The organism is Mycobacterium sp. DHQP2018-32-09 (genome assembly GCF_058148405.1).
On sequence record NZ_JBYVYK010000075.1, the window covers coordinates 1 to 18,527 of the forward strand.

Sequence of the window (18,527 nt, forward strand, 5' to 3'; positions counted from 1 at the left end):
CACCCCGCCGCAAGCCGCCGGCCAAGCGCAACTCGGCCGGATCCGCCGGAGCAGCCGTCGGGCGGGGCGCGCGCGCCGGCTGGCTGATGCTCGCCAAGGGCGCAGGCAGCACCGCGCGGTCGATCGGCCGCGCCCGCGACCTCGAGCCCGGGCACCGCCGCGACGGCATCGCGTTGGCGTTGCTCGCGCTGGCCGTCGTCGTCGCCGCCAGCTCGTGGTTCGACGCCGCCCGCCCCGTCGGCGGCTGGATCGACACCGCCGTGCGCACCGTCGTCGGCGGCGCCGTCGTGCTGGTCCCGCTGGTGCTGGCCGCCGTCGCCGTCGTGCTGATGCGCACCGAGCCGCAGCCCGACACCCGGCCGCGGCTCATCCTCGGCTCGGTGATGATCGCGGTGCCGCTGCTGGGCCTGTGGCACCTCTGGGCCGGATCACCCGCCGAGCCCGCCGCCCGCCGCGCCGCCGCCGGCTTCGTCGGCTTCGCCATCGGCGGCCCGCTGGCCGACGGCGTGACGGCGTGGATCGCCGCGCCCCTGCTCGTCATGGCGGCGGCCTTCGGGCTGCTGCTGGTCACCGGCACCACCATCCGCGAGGTCCCCGACGCCCTCTACGAGATGTTCTCCACGCGGCTGCGGGGCCGCTACGACGCCGACGACGAGGCCTACGACGACGAGGCCTACGAGGACGACGGCTACGACGAGGACGGCGTCGTCGAGGCCGCCACCCCCGTCGACGAGCCGCGGCGACCGCGCAGGCAGCGCGCCGCCCGCGAGGTCGAGGACTTCTCCGACGGCTACTACGACGACCCCCAGGGCTACCGCGGCGACGACGCCCCCACCTGGCCCGGCGTCGAGTCTGGCCCGGCGGGCAGCCCCATGGACAACTACCCGCTGGACCCGCCCGCCGAGCTGGAAGCGGCCCCGGCTCCGGCCCGCGCCAAGAAGGCCCCCAAGAAGGAGGCCGTGCCGGCACGCAACGAGACCGTGGTGCTCGACCGCGTCGTCGACGGCCCCTACGCGCTGCCGCCACTGAACCTGCTGATCGCCGGTGAGCCGCCCAAGCGGCTGACCTCGGCCAACCAGGCGATGACCGATGCCATCACGTCGGTGCTGACGCAGTTCAAGGTCGACGCCGCCGTCACCGGCTGCACCCGCGGCCCCACCGTCACCCGCTACGAGGTGGAACTCGGGCCGGGCGTGAAGGTCGAGAAGATCACCGCGCTGCACCGCAACATCGCCTACGCGGTGGCCACCGAGAGCGTGCGCATGCTCGCACCCATTCCCGGCAAGTCCGCGGTGGGCATCGAGGTGCCCAACACCGACCGCGAGATGGTGCGACTGGCCGACGTGCTGACCGACCCCGTGGTCCGATCCGACCACCATCCGCTGGTCATCGGCCTCGGCAAGGACATCGAAGGCGAGATGATCTCGGCCAACCTGGCCAAGATGCCCCACCTGCTGGTCGCCGGCTCGACGGGCTCCGGCAAGTCGAGCTTCGTCAACTCGATGCTGGTGTCCCTGCTGACCCGTGCCACCCCGGAAGAGGTGCGGATGGTGCTGATCGACCCCAAGATGGTCGAACTCACGCCCTACGAGGGCATCCCGCACCTCATCACGCCCATCATCACCCAGCCGAAGAAGGCCGCGGCCGCCCTGGCGTGGCTGGTCGAGGAGATGGAGCAGCGCTACCAGGACATGCAGGCGTCACGCGTGCGCCACATCGACGTGTTCAACGAGAAGGTGCGCTCCGGGGAGATCACCACGCCGCTGGGCAGCGAGCGCGTCTACAAGCCCTACCCCTACATCCTCGCCATCGTCGACGAGCTGGCCGACCTGATGATGACCGCACCCCGCGACGTCGAGGACGCGATCGTGCGCATCACCCAGAAGGCGCGCGCCGCCGGCATCCACCTGGTGCTGGCCACTCAGCGGCCGTCCGTGGACGTCGTCACGGGTCTGATCAAGACCAACGTGCCCTCGCGCCTGGCGTTCGCGACGTCGTCGCTGACCGACAGCCGCGTCATCCTGGATCAGCCGGGCGCCGAGAAGCTCATCGGCATGGGCGACGGCCTGTTCCTGCCCATGGGCGCCAACAAGCCGATCCGCCTCCAGGGTGCGTACATCTCCGACGAGGAGATCCACGCCGTCGTCGAGGCCACCAAGGCCCAGGCCGAGCCGGAGTTCGTCGACGGTGTCACCGCGGCCAAACCGTCCGGTGAGCGCACCGACGTCGACCCGGACATCGGCGACGACATGGACGTGTTCCTGCAGGCCGTCGAGCTGGTGGTGTCGTCGCAGTTCGGCTCCACCTCGATGCTGCAGCGCAAGCTGCGCGTCGGCTTCGCCAAGGCCGGCCGCCTCATGGACCTCATGGAGACCCGCAACATCGTGGGACCCTCGGAGGGGTCGAAGGCGCGCGAGGTGCTGGTCAAGCCCGACGAGCTGGCGGGCACGCTGGCGCTCATCCGGGGCGGCTCCGACGCCACCGGCGCCGACGACGAGTGATTCGTGGAGTCTCCGTCGCGCTCAGCGCGACGGAGACTCCACGAATCGCTAGAGGAGCAACAGCATTCGCGTGTTGCCCAACGTGTTGGGCTTGACGTAGGACAGATCCAGGAACTCCGCGACGCCGATGTCGTAGGAGCGGCACATCTCCTCGTACACCTCGGCGGTCACGGGCGTGCCGTCGATCTCGGTGAAACCGTGGCGGGCGAAGAACTCGGTCTCGAACGTCAGCACGAAGATGCGCTTGAGGTGCAGATCGCGCGCGACGTCGAGCAGGCGGGTCACCACGGCGTGCCCCACGCCCTTTCCGCGGACCCGGGGATCGGCCGCGACGGTGCGCACCTCGCCGAGGTCCGACCAGAGCACGTGCAGGGCCCCGCAGCCCACGACCTCGCCGTCCACCTCGGCGACCCAGAACTCCTGGACGGCCTCGTACAACGTGACGAGGTTCTTCTCGAGCAGGATCTTGCCCGCGTAGACGTCGACCAGTTCCTTGATGCGCGGCACGTCCGACGTCCGCGCGCGACGAACCACCACGGTGCCGATATCCACTGCCTCGCTCACAGGTGGGAGAGTATCGCCAGGCGCAACAAGTATTCTGTTGCGGTGTCGGGCCAGTCTGAGAGCACTCCAGCGGTACCGCACGTCAGTGTGGTCAACGTCGCGAACCTCTTGACGGGCCTTCGGATCGTGCTGGTTCCGGTGTTCCTCGTCGCGTTGTTCGCCGACGGTGGCCACGAAACGTTCTGGCGTGTCGTCGCTTTCGGGGTGTTCGCGGCGGCGGTGATCACCGATCGGCTGGACGGCGAGATCGCCCGCAGCTACGGCATGGTCACCGAGTTCGGGAAGCTGGCCGACCCCATCGCCGACAAGGCGCTGATCGGTGCCGCGCTGATCGGGCTGTCGCTGCTGGGCGACCTGCCGTGGTGGGTGACCATCGTCATCCTGGTGCGCGAGGCGGCCGTCACCCTGCTGCGGTTCGCGGTGATCCACCGCGGCGTGATCCCCGCCAGTCGGGGCGGCAAGCTCAAGACGCTGTTCCAGGCGGGGGCCATCGGGCTGTTCGTGCTGCCGCTGTCGGGCGTGTGGCTCACCGGCGCATGGGTGTTGATGTGGATCGCGGTGGTGCTCACCGTGCTCACCGGTCTGGACTATCTGCTGTCGGCGGTGCGCACGGCACGCACGGGATGACGCGGCCACCCCGTCGACGGGGACGTCGGGGACGTGGACGGGGAAGTGGACGGGGAAACCGGGATCGCCGAACGGGAACCAAACCGCCGACGGCGGGCGTTGGTGGGGTAGTGACCGCCCAGCTATCGAAGGAGCCCCGATGACGGCACTGCTGCGCGAAGTGATCGGCGACGTGTTGCGCCAGGCCAGGACCTCGCAGGGGCGCACGCTGCGTGAGGTGTCCGACGACGCCCGTGTCAGCCTCGGATACCTCTCGGAGGTCGAGAGGGGCCGCAAGGAGGCGTCCAGCGAGCTGTTGAGCGCCATCTGCGCCGCCCTCGACGTGCCGCTGTCACGGGTGCTCAGCGATGCCGGCGAGGTGCTCGAATCCTCCGAGCGCGCCGCCGCGGCGCCCACCCCGACGGCGTCCACCATCGACGCCGCCACCAAGGTGGTCATTCCGCACACGGTGACCATGGCGGTCGCCTGACGGCACGTCACCAGCGGAAACACCCTGTGGGGGTGTGGCGGTTCGCGCTGAACCGATAAGTTGGCACCTAGCGAGACCACCGGCAGACAGTCCGCCCGTCGGGCGGGCCCGACAACGACTCTCAAGGCGGGACTGACATGGCAAATCCCTTCGTCAAGGCGTGGAAGTACATGATGGCGCTGTTCAGCTCCAAGGTGGACGAGTACGCCGATCCGAAGGTGCAGATCCAGCAGGCCATCGAGGACGCCCAGCGTCAGCACCAGGCCCTGACGCAGCAGGCCGCACAGGTGATCGGCAATCAGCGGCAGCTGGAGATGCGGCTCAACCGCCAGCTGGCCGACATCGAGAAGTTGCAGGTCAACGTGCGGCAGGCGCTCACGCTGGCCGACCAGGCCACCGCGTCCGGTGACGCCGCCAAGGCCACCGAGTACACCAACGCGGCCGAGGCCTTCGCCGCGCAGCTCGTCACCGCCGAGCAGAGCGTCGAGGACCTCAAGGCACTGCACGACCAGTCGCTGCAGGCAGCGGGCCAGGCCAAGAAGGCGGTCGAACAGAACGCCATGGTGCTGCAGCAGAAGATCGCCGAGCGCAGCAAGCTGCTCAGCCAGCTCGAGCAGGCCAAGATGCAGGAGCAGGTGAGCGCGTCGCTGCAGTCCATGAGCGAGATCTCGGCCCCGGGCACCACGCCCAACCTCGACGAGGTGCGCGAGAAGATCGAACGCCGCTACGCCAACGCCATGGGTGCCGCGGAGCTGGCGCAGAACTCCGTGCAGGGCCGCATGATGGAGGTGCAGCAGGCCAGCGTCCAGATGGCCGGGCATTCCCGTCTGGAGCAGATTCGGGCCTCGATGCGCGGCGACTCGCTGGCGTCGGGGAGCACGCCCGCGGTGAACCCCGCGACCCCGGCAGCCAACCCACCGCAGGCCACACCCGAAAACCCGCTCTCGCAATAGTTCTCACGATCAGCCGATACCGATCCGAGCAGAAGACCCCGAAGACGATCATGTCCACCACCCCGCGTCCCCACCAGCCGCACGCCTGGCGCACCATGCTGCAGCGCGGTGTCGACACCGCAGCGGAGTGGTCCGACGTCGTCGCTCAGCGCCTCGGCGCCGCCGCGGATCCGCGCGCCAAACTGCTGCGCAAGCGCAAGTGGGCGTTGCGGCTGGCGGTGTTCCTGACGCTGTCGAGCGTGTTCTGGGTCGGTGTCACCGCCGTGCTGGCCTCGTGGGACGTGCCGGCCTGGGCGCTGCTGATCCCGAGCCCCATCGCCGTGGGCGCAGCGTTCCTGGCGACGCTGGCGTTCCTGCGGTACCGCTGGCTGAAGAGGTCGCCGCTGCCGCCCGAGCGCAGCATGCACCGCCTGCCGCCGTGGGGGTCGGCGGCGCGGGCGCCGATGTCGGCGCTCGCCTCGTCCGAACGCGGACTGTTCTCGCTGCTGGGTGTCCTCGAGCGGGGTCGTATGCTGCCGGCCGAGGAGATCGGCGAGATCAGGGTGGCGGCCAACCAGAGCGCAGCGGCGATGGCCGCCACCGCCCGCGAGGTCGTCTCGATGGAGCGTGCGGCCGCCACGTCGCCGCAGTCACGGGCGCACCTCACCCCGACCATCCGTTCCTTCGTCGGCGAGTTGCACACGGGTGCTCGGCAGTACGACGACATGGTGACCGCGGCGGCTCAGTTGGTGTCGGCGGCCAACACCGGCCCCATGTCGGCGTCGGCGCTGTCCGCAGACCGCTACCGGCGCGAACTCGGCAATGCCACCGATCGCCTCGCCGGGTGGGCTCACGCGTTCCAGGAGTTGCGGGCGGTCGACGAACCGGGCCGGCTGGGGCAGCGGCGCGGTGCGTGAGCCGCGCCCGTCTCACATCGAGGCACGCAGGGCGGGTATCACGACGCCGATGAGGCCGCGCAGCGTCCCGCGCAGCACGTTGACGAAGTCGAAGTAGTCGCGCCACAGCGTGATTCGACCGTTGTGCACCTCGAACACCCCGCACACCCAGAACTGGGCGCGCAGCGGTCCGAACACGATGGCATCGGTGCGCTCGTTGATCACCGTCGAGCCTTGGGCCACGTTGCGGTGGAACTTGACCTCGAAACCCATCCTGCCCTCCATGCCGCGCAGGAAGCCCACCACGCGGCGCCTGCCCCGCAGGCTCGGCAGCCCCACGTTCTGATAGACGACGTCGTCGGCCAGGAGGGACGAGACGGTTTCGAAGTCCTGGTCGGCGAGCGCGTACAGGAACATTTCGACGGTGTGCGCATTGGTGGTGTTGACGGCGGTGTCCTCGGTCATGAGCCCGAGGGTAGCGACGGGGCTCGTGGCAAGGTAGGGCCGATGGGGACCGGCGGGCAGGAGCGCAGCGACCGGGGGATCAACACCGGCGGGCAGGAGCGCAGCGACCGGGGGATCAACACCGGTGGGCGGGAGCGCAGCGACCGGGGGATCGACACCGGTGGGCGGGAGCGCAGCGACCGGGGGATCGACACCGGTGGGCAGGAGCGCAGCGACCGGGGGATCGGCACCGGTGGGCAGGAGCGCAGCGACCGGGGAATCAACACCGTCGTGGTCGCGGGGCCGGATCCGGGGCACGCGTTCCCGGCGTTGGCGCTGTGCCTGAAGTTCCTCGCGGCGGGGGACCGGCCGACGCTGCTGACGGGGACGCGCTGGCTCGAGACGGCCCGCCGTGCGGGCGTGCCCGCCGTCGAACTCGCCGGGCTGGATCCCGACGCCGACGATGACGACACCGATGCGGGGGCGAAGATCCACGCCCGCGCGGCCAGGATGGCGACGCTCAACCTCGAGACCATCCGGGGCCTGCGCCCGGATCTGGTGGTCTCCGACGTCATCACCGCGGGTGGTGGCATGGCGGCCGAGGTGCTCGGGGTGCCCTGGGTGGAACTCGACCCGCATCCGTTGTACCGCCCGTCGAAGGGGTTGCCGCCCATCGGCAGTGGCCTCGCGGTGGGCACCGGTCTGCGCGGCAGGGTGCGCGACGCGCTGCTGCGGGCGTTGTCGGCGCGTTCGGTTCGCCAGGGTGAGGCGCAGCGGTCGTCGGCGCGGGTCGGGATCGGTTTGCCCGCTGCGGACCCGGGCCCGGTGCGCCGGCTGGTGGCGACGCTGCCCGCACTCGAGGTGCCTCGCCCGGACTGGCCGGACGAGGCGGTGCTGGTGGGTCCGCTGCACTTCGAGCCGACCGACGCGGTGCTGCCGGTTCCGCCGGGCGCGGGCCCGGTGGTGCTGGTCGCGCCGTCGACGGCGGTGACGGGCGCCGAGGGGCTCGCCGAGTTGGCGTTGCGCGTGCTGGTGCCGGGGCAGACGCTGCCTGCGGGGGCGCGCGTGGTGGTGTCGCGGCTGGGCGGTGCCGACGTCACGGTGCCGGAGTGGGCGGTCGTGGGGCTGGGCAGGCAGGACGAGCTGCTGCGGCACGCCGACGTCGTCGTGTGTGGCGGTGGGCACGGCATGGTGGCCAAGACGTTGCTCGCGGGTGTGCCGATGGTGGTGGTCCCGGGCGGGGGAGATCAGTGGGAGATCGCGAATCGTCTTGTCCGCCAAGGTAGTGCGGAGTTGATCCGGCCGTTGACCGGCGAGGCGCTGGTGGCCGCGGTCGGCACGGTGCTGGCCTCGGGGACCCATCGCGACGCCGCCCGCCGGGCGCGGGCGGGCAGCGGTGCCGTCGCAGATCCGGTACGGGTGTGCCACGAGGCCCTCGCGTCGGCGAGTCGTGGTGCTCGGTAGGTTGGTGGCGTGCGTCTGACGGAATTCCGCGAGCTGGTCGCCGGTCGTTTCGGCGAGATGCGGGGTGCCTCGCTGCTCGTCGATCACGTGCTGACGGGCTTGGGTGGCAGGACCGCCGCGCAGGCCATCGAGGACGGTACCGAACCGCGCGACGTGTGGCGTGCGCTGTGCGCGGACTTCGACGTGCCGCGGGATCAGTGGTGACCCGACGGCTCGGCGTGCCGTCGGCGTGTTGACTTGTATCGAACACGTGTTCGTCTACTCTGGGGGAAGTTCGCGGGATTTGTCGGAGGCTTCTTCTAACGTCGGGGCCAACCGATCGGAATCCCGGTCAACGAGCCCCACGAGGATGGAGACCACCCCATGGCACCACAGGCACCCGACCGCGAGAAGGCCCTCGAGCTGGCGCTCGCGCAAATCGACAAGAACTTCGGCAAGGGTTCGGTCATGCGGCTGGGCGAGGAGTCGCGCCAACCCATCTCGGTGATCCCCACCGGCTCCATCTCGCTCGACGTCGCGCTGGGCATCGGGGGCCTGCCGCGCGGCCGCGTCGTCGAGGTCTACGGCCCGGAGTCCTCGGGCAAGACCACCGTGGCCTTGCACGCGGTCGCCAACGCGCAAGCCGCGGGGGGCATCGCCGCGTTCATCGACGCCGAGCATGCGTTGGACCCCGAGTACGCCAAGAAGCTGGGTGTCGACACCGATGCGCTGCTGGTCAGCCAGCCGGACACCGGTGAGCAGGCGCTCGAGATCGCCGACATGCTGATCCGCTCCGGTGCGCTGGACATCCTCGTCATCGACTCGGTGGCCGCCCTGGTGCCGCGCGCCGAGATCGAGGGTGAGATGGGTGACAGCCACGTCGGTCTGCAGGCCCGCCTGATGAGCCAGGCGCTCCGCAAGATGACCGGCGCACTGAACAATTCGGGCACCACCGCCATCTTCATCAACCAACTGCGCGAGAAGATCGGTGTGATGTTCGGCAGCCCCGAGACCACCACCGGTGGCAAGGCGCTCAAGTTCTACGCCTCGGTGCGCATGGACGTGCGCCGCATCGAGACGCTCAAGGACGGCACCGACGCGGTGGGCAACCGCACCCGCGTCAAGATCGTCAAGAACAAGATGGCACCGCCGTTCAAGCAGGCCGAGTTCGACATCCTGTACGGCCGCGGTATCTCCCGTGAGGGCTCGCTCATCGACATGGGCGTCGAGCACGGCTTCATCCGCAAGTCCGGCTCCTGGTTCACCTACGAGGGTGAGCAGCTGGGCCAGGGCAAGGAGAACGCCCGCAACTTCCTGCTGGAGAACCCCGACACCGCCGCCGAGATCGAGAAGAAGATCAAGGAGAAGCTCAACATCGGGGCCGTCGTCACGGCCGATGACGACGCGTTGCCCGCGCCCGTCGACTTCTGAGTCCGGTGGCCGCCGAGTCTGAGGGCTCGCGCGAGGAGCAGGCGAAGAACGTGTGTCTGCGTCTGCTCACCGTGCGGGCTCGCACCCGCGCCGAACTCGAAGGTCAGCTGGACAAGCGTGGCTATGCCGCCGACGTGGCCGGCCGTGTCCTGGACCGGCTGACCGAGGTCGGGCTGATCGACGACGAGGACTTCGCCGAGCAGTGGGTGCGCTCCCGGCAGGTCAACGCGGGAAAGGGCAAGCGCGCCCTGGCCGCCGAACTCCGGACCAAGGGGGTCGACGACGACGTCATCGCTCACGCGCTGGAGGGCATCGACGCGGCTGCCGAGCGCGGGCGAGCCGAGCAGTTGGTCGCCGACCGGTTGCGCCGTGAGCGCCTCGACGCCGACGGCGACGACGTGAAGGTGACACGCCGGCTGGTGGGCATGCTGGCCCGGCGTGGCTACCACCAGTCGATGGCGTTCGACGTCGTCAAGGTGGCGTTGTCCACCGAACGGGAGCGTCGGCGGGTGTGACCGGCCGAGCCCGCATCACCGGACGCCGCGGTCCGGCGGACCGGCGTGCAGGGGCGCCGGGGTACGCGCCTGCGTCGGCCCCGGATTCGTCGTCAGCGCACGGCCGAGCATGCGGCGCAGTACGACGATGCTCGCCGTCACGGCGAGAGCCTGCCACGACGCCTCGGCGCTGAGCCGCAACAACCCGGCGGCCAGGAACATGTCCAGCAGGACGTGCAGTGCCAGAGGTGGGCGGTGAAACACCAGCAACGCCGCGGTGGCCACCGCGATGGCCGCCGCGGCGACGATCCAGGACGCCGTCAGGGCGGCCTCCCCAACCGCCGACGTCACGGCGACTCGAGTTCCCGACGGGCCTGCTCCTGATCGATGGCCCGCTGTTCGCCGGCGATCTCGCGGGCCAAGAAGTAGTTCAGCGCCGTCCGGATGGCCGCGATGGCCGCGAGCTTGCCGATCTCCTCGAACGAGGGCGAGATGGCGGTTCGCAGCACGTCGGCCGCCAACTGGAATTCCAGGCCCAGCGCGAGGAACCGGCCCAACGTCAACCGCACCGATGAGAACCGGATCACGTCGCGCCGCACCAGCGCCGCCGCGAACCTCGCGATGGCCACCCCCGCACCGATGACGATGACGACGGCGCCGCACGCCTCGACCAGGCGGACCATGACGTCGACGCCGGCCCGCAGCGTCGACTCCGGCAGGAGGTCGAAGGCCAACACCCCACCGGCGAGCGCGGCCGCCATCAGACCGCCTTGGCGCCGGGCGCGCCCTCCTGTTCGACGGCGTCGGCGTCCAGTGGCGCGGGACCCTTGCGCGAGCGGCGCATCCGGCCCTCCAGCCACGTCGCGAACCAGGACAGCAGGAAGTTCACCGCGATCATCAGCAACGCGATGACGATCAGCGCGGGGACGTAGTTGCCGTAGGCCGACCCGACCACCGTGCCCTGGCGGACCATCTCGACGAACGTGATCTGGTACCCGATGGCGGTGTCCTTGAGCACCACGACCATCTGCGACACCAGCACCGGCAGCATCGACGTGACGGCCTGCGGCAACAGGATCGAGCGCATCGTCTGACCCCAGCGCAGGCCCAGCGACCACGCCGCCTCGGTCTGTCCGCGCGGCAGCGCGTTGACGCCCGCGCGGACGATCTCGGCGATCACGGCGCCGTTGTAGAGCGTCAGCCCGGTGATGACGCCGGCCAACGCCAGGTACTCGCCGGGGAAGACGTCGTACAGCGCGTACAGCGCGTACGCGAAGATCATCATCACCAGCACCGGGACGGCGCGGAAGAACTCGACCACCACCGAGCAGAACCAGCGGATGGGCAGATGCGTCGACAATCTGCCGACACCGAGTGCGAACCCGAGCAGCAGCGCCAGCACGATCGACGCCGCGGCCGCCGTCAGCGTGCCCTCGACGCCGGGCAACACGTAGGTGTTCCACAGGTTCGACGTCAGGAACGGCTCCCACTTCGCCGCGTCGAGCTGGCCCCGTTCGGCCAGCCGCGAGTAGACGATCCATGCGACCAGGAGCAGCACCACCAGCGTCACGGCGGTGATGACGTGATTGCGCACCCGGGCGCGGGGACCGGGCGTGTCGAACAGGACCGATGCGCCCTTCACTACCGCACCACCGCCATCCGCTTACCGAGCCAGCCGAACAGCAGCCCCAGCGGCAGGGTCAGCACCACGAAGCCCAACGCGAAGATCCCGCCGACCACCAGCAGCGCCGCGGTGTTCTCGATCATCTCCTTCATCAGCAGTGCCGCCTCGGCGACGCCGATCGCCGAGGCGATCGTGGTGTTCTTCGTCAACGCGATCAACACCGATCCCAAAGGCAGGATGACGGCCCGAAACGCCTGCGGTAGCAGGATGATCCTCAGGTTCTGACCGAACGTCAGGCCCAGTGAGCGGGCCGCCTCGGCCTGCCCCAGCGGCACGGTGTTCACACCCGACCTGATGGTCTCGCACACGAACGAGGCCGTGTACACCGTCAGGCCGAGCACGGCCAGTCGAAAGTTGCTGTCCTCGATGGAGGTTCGCGATTGCGGATCGACGAGCGTGATGCCGAGGGTTTGCGCCAACCCGAACGAGCAGAACAGGATGATCAGGGTCAGCGGGGTGTTGCGTATGACGTTGACGTACGCGGCACCGAGCCAGCCGAGCACCGGCACCGGCGACAGCCGCATCGCGGCCAGCACCGTACCGATGAGCAAGGCCCCGACCGCCGAGAACGCCGTCAGCTGGATCGTGGTCCAGAACGCCTCGAGGATCTGGCCCTGATATTCGGAGAAGACCTCCACGTGAACTCCGCTGGCTCCTCGTCAGCTCGCCGGTGCTCGTCTAGTTCTCGTCGATCGCGGGTGGGTTCGGCGCCTGGATGCCCGCGGGGCCCAGGTTCTTCTCGAACGCGGCCTTCCACTCGCCGCTGGTCTCCATCTTGGTGATCGCGTCGTTGATCTTCGTCTTCAGCTCGGTGTCGTCCTTCTTCAGGCCGATGCCGTACCGCTCCTCCGAGAAGGGCTCGCCGACGATCTTGAACGTTCCGGGGCTCTGCGCCGCGTAGCCCGCAAGGATCACCTCGTCGGTGGTCACGGCGTCGATGGCGCCGTTCTTGAGCGCCTCGATGCACGCCGAGTAGGTGTCGTACTGCTGCAGCTGCACACCCGGGTACTCGTCCTTGATGCGCTGCGCCGGGGTGGAGCCCGACACCGAGCACAACTTCTTGTTGTTCTGCAGCGACGCCGCGCCCGTGATGTCGGTGTTGTCGGCCTTCACCAGCAGGCTCTGGCCGGTCACCAGATAGGGCCCGGCGAAGGACACCTTCTCCTTGCGGGAGTCGGTGATCGAGTAGGTCGCGGCGATGAACTTCACCTGATCGTTCTGGATCAGGGTCTCGCGCTGGCTCGACGGCGATTCCTTCCACTCGATCTGCTCGGGCGTGTACCCCAGCTCCTTGGCCACGTAGGTCGCCACGTCGACGTCGAACCCGCTCATCGTGCCGTCCGGATTCTTCAGGCCCAGGCCCGGCTGGTCGAACTTGGTGCCGATGACGATCTTGCTGGAGTCGCTACTGCCGCCACCGCCGCTGCCACCCCCGCACGCGGCCAGCGACAGGGGGAGGGCGACGGCGGCCATGGTCGCGGCGACGGCTCGGATCAGGGACGGCTTGCGCACGGGTGTTCCTTTCGCGGGGGGATCAGTGGTTGAGGATCTTGCCGAGGAAGTCCTTGGCGCGATCGGACGTCGGATTGGAGAAGAACTCGTCGGGGCTGGCGTCCTCGACGATGGCGCCGTCGGACATGAACACCACGCGGTGGCTGGCCCGGCGGGCGAACCCCATCTCGTGGGTGACCACGACCATCGTCATGCCCTCGGCGGCCAACGAACTCATGACCGCCAGGACCTCGTTGATCATCTCGGGATCGAGCGCGCTGGTGGGCTCGTCGAACAGCATCACCTTCGGGTTCATCGCCAGTGACCGCGCGATGGCGACCCGCTGCTGCTGGCCGCCCGACAGCTGTGCCGGGTACTTGTCCGCCTGGTTGGCCACGCCGACGCGGTCCAGCAGGGCCATCGCGGTGGTGCGCGCCTCGTCCTTGCCGAGCTTGCGGACCTTCACCGGTGCCAGCGCGACGTTCTCGAGGATGGTCTTGTGCGCGAACAGGTTGAACGACTGGAACACCATGCCCACCTCGGAGCGCAGCTCGGCCAGCTGGCGTCCCTCGGCGGGCAGTGGCTTGCCGTCGACGGCGATGGTGCCCGAATCGATGGGCTCGAGCCGATTGATGGTGCGACACAACGTCGACTTGCCCGACCCCGAGGGACCCAGGACCACCACCACCTGGCCGCGGTCCACGTCGAGGTCGATGTCCTTGAGGACGTGCAGGCTGCCGAAGTGCTTGTTGACGGCCCGCATCGAGATCATCGGCCGGCTGATGGAGGCAGGTTCGCTCACGGCCGACACCAACCCGGGGATTCCATGCGCTCAGACCTTACCCAGGTAACCGCCAGCCCGCCGAGGTCTGCCCGATCTTGGGAATTTGGCGGGCGAGGTGCCCTCGATACCATGGTCGGGTGACTTCCACGGTGACCCGCGACGTGGCGCCCTCCGGTTCCGCGCGTGACGTGCGCACCTATCAGGTCCGGACGTACGGCTGCCAGATGAATGTGCACGACTCCGAACGGCTCGCCGGGCTGTTGGAGGACGCCGGCTATCGGCGTGTCGCCGACGGTGCCGACCCCGACGTCGTCGTGTTCAACACCTGCGCCGTGCGCGAGAACGCCGACAACAAGCTGTACGGCAACCTCAGTCACCTCGCGCCCCGCAAGGCCGCGGATCCCACCATGCAGATCGCCGTCGGCGGCTGCCTGGCGCAGAAGGACCGCGACGTGATCCTGCGCAAGGCGCCCTACGTCGACGTGGTGTTCGGTACCCACAACATCGGTTCGCTGCCCGCGCTGCTCGAGCGGGCCCGCCACAACCGCGCCGCCGCCATCGAGATCGAAGAGGCGCTGCGGGAGTTCCCGTCGACGCTGCCCGCCACGCGTGAATCCACCTACGCGGGCTGGGTGTCGATCTCGGTGGGCTGCAACAACACGTGCACGTTCTGCATCGTGCCCGCGCTGCGGGGTAGGGAGGTGGACCGCAGGCCCGGCGACGTCCTGGCCGAGGTCACCGCGCTGGCCCGCCAGGGCGTGCTCGAGGTGACGCTGCTGGGGCAGAACGTGAACGCCTACGGTGTGTCCTTCGTCGACCCCGACGTGCCCCGTGATCGCGGCGCCTTCGCCAAGCTGTTGCGCGCGTGCGGCGACGTCGAGGGCCTGGAACGCGTCCGGTTCACCTCGCCGCACCCCGCCGAGTTCACCGACGACGTCATCGAGGCCATGGCCGAGACGCCCAACGTGTGCCCGACGCTGCACATGCCGTTGCAGTCCGGCTCCGACCGCGTGCTCAAGGCCATGCGCCGGTCGTACCGCGCCGACCGCTTCCTCGGCATCATCGAGAAGGTGCGCGCCGCCATCCCGCACGCCGCCATCACCACCGACGTCATCGTCGGCTTCCCCGGCGAGACCGAGGAGGACTTCGCCGCCACCCTCGACGTCGTCGAACGGGCGCGCTTCGCCGGCGCCTTCACGTTCCAATACTCCAAGCGGCCCGGCACACCCGCCGCCGACCTGCCCGATCAGCTTCCGAAAGCCGTTGTGCAGGAACGCTATCAACGGCTCATCGAGTTGCAGGAACGCATCTCCTGGGAGGAGAACCTGGCGCTCGTGGGCACCGAGGTGGAATTGCTGGTGGCCACGGGGGAGGGGCGCAAGGACAACGCGACCGCCCGGATGTCCGGCCGCGCCCGCGACGGCCGCCTGGTGCACTTCGCGCCGGGGACCGCCGACGTCCGGCCGGGCGACGTCGTGGTGACCACCGTGACCGGTGCCGCCCCGCACCACCTGGTGGCCGACGCCGACGTCCGCTCGCATCGACGCACCCGGGCCGGGGACGCGCACGAGCAGGGGCGGCGCGTCACCACGAACGTCGGGCTGGGCATGCCGACGGTCGGGGTCCCCCCCTCTGAGCCGGCCGTGCTGGGATGTGGACTGTGAACGCCGAACCGGACTTCGAAGACTTCAAGGGCGACATCGAGGCCGCCGAGCGGCGCGTCGCGCGCGAGATCGACCCCGGCGCCCGCGCTCTCGTCGTCGCGATCATGGTGTTCGTGCTGCTGATCACCTTCCTGCTGCCGCACACCGGGGAGGCGCGCGGTATCGACGTGCTGATCGGCAGCGATGCCGCCGCCCGCGAGGCCATCGCGCTGCCCTCGAAGGTCTTCCTCTGGTTGGTGGCCGTCTTCGGCATCGGCTTCTCGATGCTCGCGCTGCTGACCCGCCGCTGGGCGCTGGCGTGGGTGGCGGCCGCGGGGACCGCCGTGGCGTGCCCGGCAGGCATGCTCGCCATCTGGACGCGCCAGACCGTCGCCGCCGGACACGCCGGACCCGGTTACGGTCTGGTGATCGCCTGGCTGGCCGTCATCGTGCTGACGTTCCACTGGGTCCGGGTGGTGTGGCAGCGCACCGCGCTGCAACTGGCCGCCGAGGAGCAGCGCCGCCGCGTCCTCGCCCAGCAGCAGCGCAAGGGCCTGCTCGACGGCGACCTCGGCGGCGACGAGGGCAGCTCGGGCGGCGCCGGACCCACCGGCTGACTAGCGCCGCTTGCCCAGGGACTCCACCGCGGCGTCGGCCCACTCGCGCCACTGCGCGGCGCTGGCCCTCGCCTGCTCGGCGTCCTTGGTCTTGCCCGCCGCCTCGGCCTTCTGCGCCTGCTTCTCGAACTGCTCGGCGCGCACCCGGAACTGATCGGCCCTGGCCTGCGCCTCGGGGTCGGTCCACCCCGACGACGCGGCGTCGCGCACCTTCTTCTCCACCGCCCGCAGCCGACGCTCCAGCTCGGCCCCCCGCTCGCGCGGCGTCTTGCCGATGGCGTCCCACTTGTCGCCGATGACCCGCAGCGCCGCGCGGGCCGCATCCACGTCGGACACGTCGATGGCCTCGGCCTCGGCGAGCAGCGCCTCCTTCGCCGCGGCGTTGCCCTCGAATTCGGCGTCACGCTCGGCGTTGGCCGCGTTGCGCGCCGAGAAGAACACGTCCTGCGCGGCCTTGAACCGCTTCCACAGCGCGTCGTCGACGTCCTTGGCGGCGCGACCGGCGGCCTTCCACTCGGCCAGCAGGTCACGGAACGCCGCGCCGGTGGGACCCCAATCGGTCGAATCCCGCAGCGCCTCGGCCCGCTCGCACAGCTCCTCCTTGGCGCGGCGCACCCCGGCGCGCTCGCGATCCAGATCGGCGAAGTGCGAGCCGCGGCGCCGGTTGAACGTCTCGCGCGCGCTGGAGTACCGCTTCCACAGCGCGTCGTCGGTCTTGCGGTCCAGCCCCGTGATGGTGCGCCACTCGTCGAGGATCTCGCGCAACCGGTCGCCGGCGGCCTTCCACTGGGTCGACGAGGCCGCGATCTCCTCGGCCTCGACGGCCAGGGCCTCCTTGCGTGCCGTCTGGGCGGCGCGGTGCTCCTCGCGGCGCTGCCGCTCCTCGGTGGCGTGGCTGTCGGCCGCGTCGACGATCGCCGCGAGCCGAGCGGCCAGCGCGTCCACGTCACCCAGCACGGCCGCCGTCGGCAACCCCTCGGCCAGCGTCGCGGCCGCGGCCTTGATCTTGCGGGCGTCACCGGTGCCGGACTCCAACCGGGTCTCCATCAGCGTGACCTCGGTGGCGAGGTCGTCGAAGCGCCGGCCGAAGTGCGCGTACGCCGCCTCGGTGTCGCCGGCCTGCCACGAGCCGATCTGGCGTTCCCCGGCGGCGGTGACCAGCCACACGGTGCCGTCGGGGTCGACGCGCCCGAACCGGTGGGGATCGACGCCCACCGGCGCGGGGGCCGGAGCCGGCGCCGCCGCAGCGGGGCCGGGGCGGGGCGTGGGCCGGGGTGTGGGCCGGGGTCCGGGGCGGGGGGCGGGCTTGGGGGTTGCGCCTGGCTCGCTGGTGGTCATGTCATCTCCGTGCCTTCTGCGTGGGTGTTCCACGCCCTGCCGCGCGACGCGGCGCCGTTGTCCATTGCAGGGTATTCAAACAGGTCGGCGCGCGGTGCGCGCACGGCTTCGCCGTCAGGGTTGCATAGGCTCGACAGTCCGGTCACCGTCAGGGGCCGCGGCCGACCAGGAGGACACGCGTGAGGGACGCTGACATCGCCGTGCTGCTGGCGCTCGCGGCGGCCCTCTTCATCGCCGTCGGCGACGTCATCCACCAGCGTTCCGCCCACGAGGTCACCGACGAGAACGTGGGTCACGTCGCGCTGTTCGCCCAACTGCTGCGCGACCGGCAGTGGTGGCTGGGCAGCATCATCTCGGCCCTGGGCTTCGGCTGCCAGGCCGCCGCGCTCGGGTTCGGATCGGTGCTGGTGGTCCAGGCGGTGCTCGTCACCTCGCTGCTGTTCGCGCTGCCCATCAACGCCCGGTTCACCGGACGCCGCGTGTCCCGGTTCCAGTGGACGTGGGCCGCGCTGCTCGCCGCGGCCATCGCCGTGATCGTCACGGTCGGCAACCCGACGGAGGGACATTCGCGGGCACACTTCGAAACCTGGGTGATCGTGATCGCGGTGCTCGGCCCGGCCATGGTGGCCTGTGTCGTGGGGGCGCGGCTGATGGCCGGCAGGCCCGCCAGCGCCGTGCTGCTGGCGCTGGTGTCCGGCACACTGTGGGGCGTCTGGGCCGTGCTGACCAAGGGCGTCGTCGACCGTCTGGACCACGGGCCGTGGAAGCTGCTCGAGACCCCCGAGCTGTACGCGTGGGCCATCGTCGGCGTCCTCGGCACGGCGTGGCAGCAGTCGTCGTTCCGGGCGGGCGCGCTCACGGCCTCCCTGCCCACCATGACCGTCACCGAACCCGTGGTGGCCTCGGTGCTGGGCATCGCGGTCCTCGGCGAGACGCTGCGCCCCGGCGAGGCCGGCTGGCTGACGCTCGGCGCGGCGTTCGCCGTGATGCTCGTGGCCACCGCCGCCCTGGCGCGCGGCGAGGCCGCCAGCGCCGCGGGAACCCACGTCGAGGCGACAGGGGACCACGCATGCTGACCACGATCGCCGTCGTCCCGTCGACTCCGCTGCTGGTGCCGCAGCTCGCCACCGGTGCCGCCGCCGAGACCGCCGACCTGCGGGCGGCCGCGG

Annotated in this window: 21 protein-coding genes; 12 read left to right on the plus strand and 9 right to left on the minus strand. The window is 70.3% G+C overall.

The window, feature by feature from the left end; all coding sequences use genetic code 11:
- The first annotated feature begins 86 nt into the window (after positions 1 to 86).
- Positions 87 to 2,501 (plus strand): DNA translocase FtsK, encoded by a 2,415-nt coding sequence (locus AC30CM_RS25295; protein WP_490119681.1) that lies wholly within the window; start codon positions 87 to 89, stop codon positions 2,499 to 2,501.
- A gap of 48 nt (positions 2,502 to 2,549) precedes the next feature.
- Here AC30CM_RS25295 and AC30CM_RS25300 read toward each other — a convergent pair whose 3' ends face one another.
- On the minus strand, positions 2,550 to 3,065 hold the full coding sequence (locus AC30CM_RS25300) for an amino-acid N-acetyltransferase (protein ID WP_490119665.1): 516 nt from the start codon (positions 3,063 to 3,065) through the stop codon (positions 2,550 to 2,552).
- A gap of 42 nt (positions 3,066 to 3,107) precedes the next feature.
- Here AC30CM_RS25300 and pgsA point away from each other — a divergent pair, with 42 nt between their 5' ends.
- The 4 genes from pgsA (at position 3,108) to pspM (ending at position 6,010) form a co-directional block, all read left to right on the plus strand.
- A complete protein-coding gene (gene pgsA, locus AC30CM_RS25305; RefSeq protein ID WP_490119666.1) occupies positions 3,108 to 3,692 on the plus strand; it encodes a CDP-diacylglycerol--glycerol-3-phosphate 3-phosphatidyltransferase in 585 nt (194 codons plus the stop codon).
- Between the two features lie 139 nt (positions 3,693 to 3,831).
- The gene (gene clgR, locus AC30CM_RS25310; RefSeq protein WP_490119667.1) at positions 3,832 to 4,161 is read left to right on the plus strand and encodes a transcriptional regulator ClgR; all 330 of its coding nucleotides are present in this window, start codon (positions 3,832 to 3,834) and stop codon (positions 4,159 to 4,161) included.
- 137 nt (positions 4,162 to 4,298) lie between these two features.
- Positions 4,299 to 5,114, plus strand: a complete 816-nt coding sequence (gene pspA, locus AC30CM_RS25315) for a phage shock protein PspA (protein ID WP_490119668.1) — start codon at positions 4,299 to 4,301, stop codon at positions 5,112 to 5,114.
- 50 nt (positions 5,115 to 5,164) lie between these two features.
- The gene (gene pspM, locus AC30CM_RS25320; protein WP_490119669.1) at positions 5,165 to 6,010 is read left to right on the plus strand and encodes a phage shock envelope stress response protein PspM; all 846 of its coding nucleotides are present in this window, start codon (positions 5,165 to 5,167) and stop codon (positions 6,008 to 6,010) included.
- 12 nt (positions 6,011 to 6,022) lie between these two features.
- Here pspM and AC30CM_RS25325 read toward each other — a convergent pair whose 3' ends face one another.
- Positions 6,023 to 6,454 (minus strand): limonene-1,2-epoxide hydrolase family protein, encoded by a 432-nt coding sequence (locus tag AC30CM_RS25325; RefSeq protein ID WP_490119670.1) that lies wholly within the window; start codon positions 6,452 to 6,454, stop codon positions 6,023 to 6,025.
- Positions 6,455 to 6,712: 258 nt separating this feature from the next.
- On the opposite strand from AC30CM_RS25325, the gene AC30CM_RS25330 reads away from it, so the two are divergent.
- The 4 genes from AC30CM_RS25330 (at position 6,713) to recX (ending at position 9,822) form a co-directional block, all read left to right on the plus strand.
- Complete coding sequence (locus AC30CM_RS25330; protein ID WP_490119682.1) at positions 6,713 to 7,897, plus strand: glycosyltransferase; 1,185 nt, start codon at positions 6,713 to 6,715, stop codon at positions 7,895 to 7,897.
- Between the two features lie 9 nt (positions 7,898 to 7,906).
- On the plus strand, positions 7,907 to 8,101 hold the full coding sequence (locus tag AC30CM_RS25335; RefSeq protein ID WP_490119671.1) for a DUF3046 domain-containing protein: 195 nt from the start codon (positions 7,907 to 7,909) through the stop codon (positions 8,099 to 8,101).
- Between the two features lie 159 nt (positions 8,102 to 8,260).
- Positions 8,261 to 9,307, plus strand: a complete 1,047-nt coding sequence (gene recA / locus AC30CM_RS25340) for a recombinase RecA (RefSeq protein ID WP_490119672.1) — start codon at positions 8,261 to 8,263, stop codon at positions 9,305 to 9,307.
- Positions 9,304 to 9,822 carry a recombination regulator RecX gene (gene recX, locus AC30CM_RS25345; protein WP_490119683.1) on the plus strand — a complete coding sequence of 173 codons (519 nt, stop codon included), beginning with the start codon at positions 9,304 to 9,306 and terminating at the stop codon, positions 9,820 to 9,822. Before recA ends, recX begins: the two co-directional genes overlap by 4 nt.
- A gap of 15 nt (positions 9,823 to 9,837) precedes the next feature.
- On the opposite strand, the gene AC30CM_RS25350 is transcribed toward recX, so the two are convergent.
- The 6 genes from AC30CM_RS25350 to AC30CM_RS25375 all read right to left on the minus strand — a co-directional run bounded on the left by AC30CM_RS25350 (position 9,838) and on the right by AC30CM_RS25375 (position 13,748).
- The gene (locus tag AC30CM_RS25350; RefSeq protein ID WP_490119673.1) at positions 9,838 to 10,152 is read right to left on the minus strand and encodes a hypothetical protein; all 315 of its coding nucleotides are present in this window, start codon (positions 10,150 to 10,152) and stop codon (positions 9,838 to 9,840) included.
- The gene (locus AC30CM_RS25355) at positions 10,149 to 10,562 is read right to left on the minus strand and encodes a DUF1622 domain-containing protein (protein WP_490119674.1); all 414 of its coding nucleotides are present in this window, start codon (positions 10,560 to 10,562) and stop codon (positions 10,149 to 10,151) included. The genes AC30CM_RS25350 and AC30CM_RS25355 overlap by 4 nt, the downstream gene beginning before the upstream one ends.
- Positions 10,562 to 11,443, minus strand: a complete 882-nt coding sequence (locus AC30CM_RS25360) for an amino acid ABC transporter permease (protein ID WP_490119675.1) — start codon at positions 11,441 to 11,443, stop codon at positions 10,562 to 10,564. Before AC30CM_RS25360 ends, AC30CM_RS25355 begins: the two co-directional genes overlap by 1 nt.
- Complete coding sequence (locus AC30CM_RS25365) at positions 11,443 to 12,123, minus strand: amino acid ABC transporter permease (protein WP_490119676.1); 681 nt, start codon at positions 12,121 to 12,123, stop codon at positions 11,443 to 11,445. Before AC30CM_RS25365 ends, AC30CM_RS25360 begins: the two co-directional genes overlap by 1 nt.
- A 40-nt stretch (positions 12,124 to 12,163) precedes the next feature.
- Positions 12,164 to 12,958 (minus strand): glutamate ABC transporter substrate-binding protein, encoded by a 795-nt coding sequence (locus AC30CM_RS25370; RefSeq protein ID WP_490119684.1) that lies wholly within the window; start codon positions 12,956 to 12,958, stop codon positions 12,164 to 12,166.
- Between the two features lie 61 nt (positions 12,959 to 13,019).
- Positions 13,020 to 13,748, minus strand: a complete 729-nt coding sequence (locus AC30CM_RS25375; protein ID WP_490119685.1) for an amino acid ABC transporter ATP-binding protein — start codon at positions 13,746 to 13,748, stop codon at positions 13,020 to 13,022.
- A gap of 149 nt (positions 13,749 to 13,897) precedes the next feature.
- Between AC30CM_RS25375 and miaB the strand changes: the two genes are divergently transcribed.
- Positions 13,898 to 15,424, plus strand: a complete 1,527-nt coding sequence (miaB, locus tag AC30CM_RS25380) for a tRNA (N6-isopentenyl adenosine(37)-C2)-methylthiotransferase MiaB (RefSeq protein ID WP_490119677.1) — start codon at positions 13,898 to 13,900, stop codon at positions 15,422 to 15,424.
- The gene (locus AC30CM_RS25385) at positions 15,421 to 16,020 is read left to right on the plus strand and encodes an Rv2732c family membrane protein (protein ID WP_490119678.1); all 600 of its coding nucleotides are present in this window, start codon (positions 15,421 to 15,423) and stop codon (positions 16,018 to 16,020) included. Before miaB ends, AC30CM_RS25385 begins: the two co-directional genes overlap by 4 nt.
- Here the strand turns inward: AC30CM_RS25385 and AC30CM_RS25390 are convergent, their stop codons facing one another.
- Positions 16,021 to 17,358, minus strand: a complete 1,338-nt coding sequence (locus AC30CM_RS25390; protein WP_490119679.1) for a DUF349 domain-containing protein — start codon at positions 17,356 to 17,358, stop codon at positions 16,021 to 16,023.
- 179 nt (positions 17,359 to 17,537) lie between these two features.
- Here AC30CM_RS25390 and AC30CM_RS25395 point away from each other — a divergent pair, with 179 nt between their 5' ends.
- Entirely contained in the window at positions 17,538 to 18,434 is an 897-nt protein-coding gene (locus AC30CM_RS25395) for a DMT family transporter (protein ID WP_490119680.1), read from the plus strand.
- Positions 18,435 to 18,527: the final 93 nt, after the last annotated feature.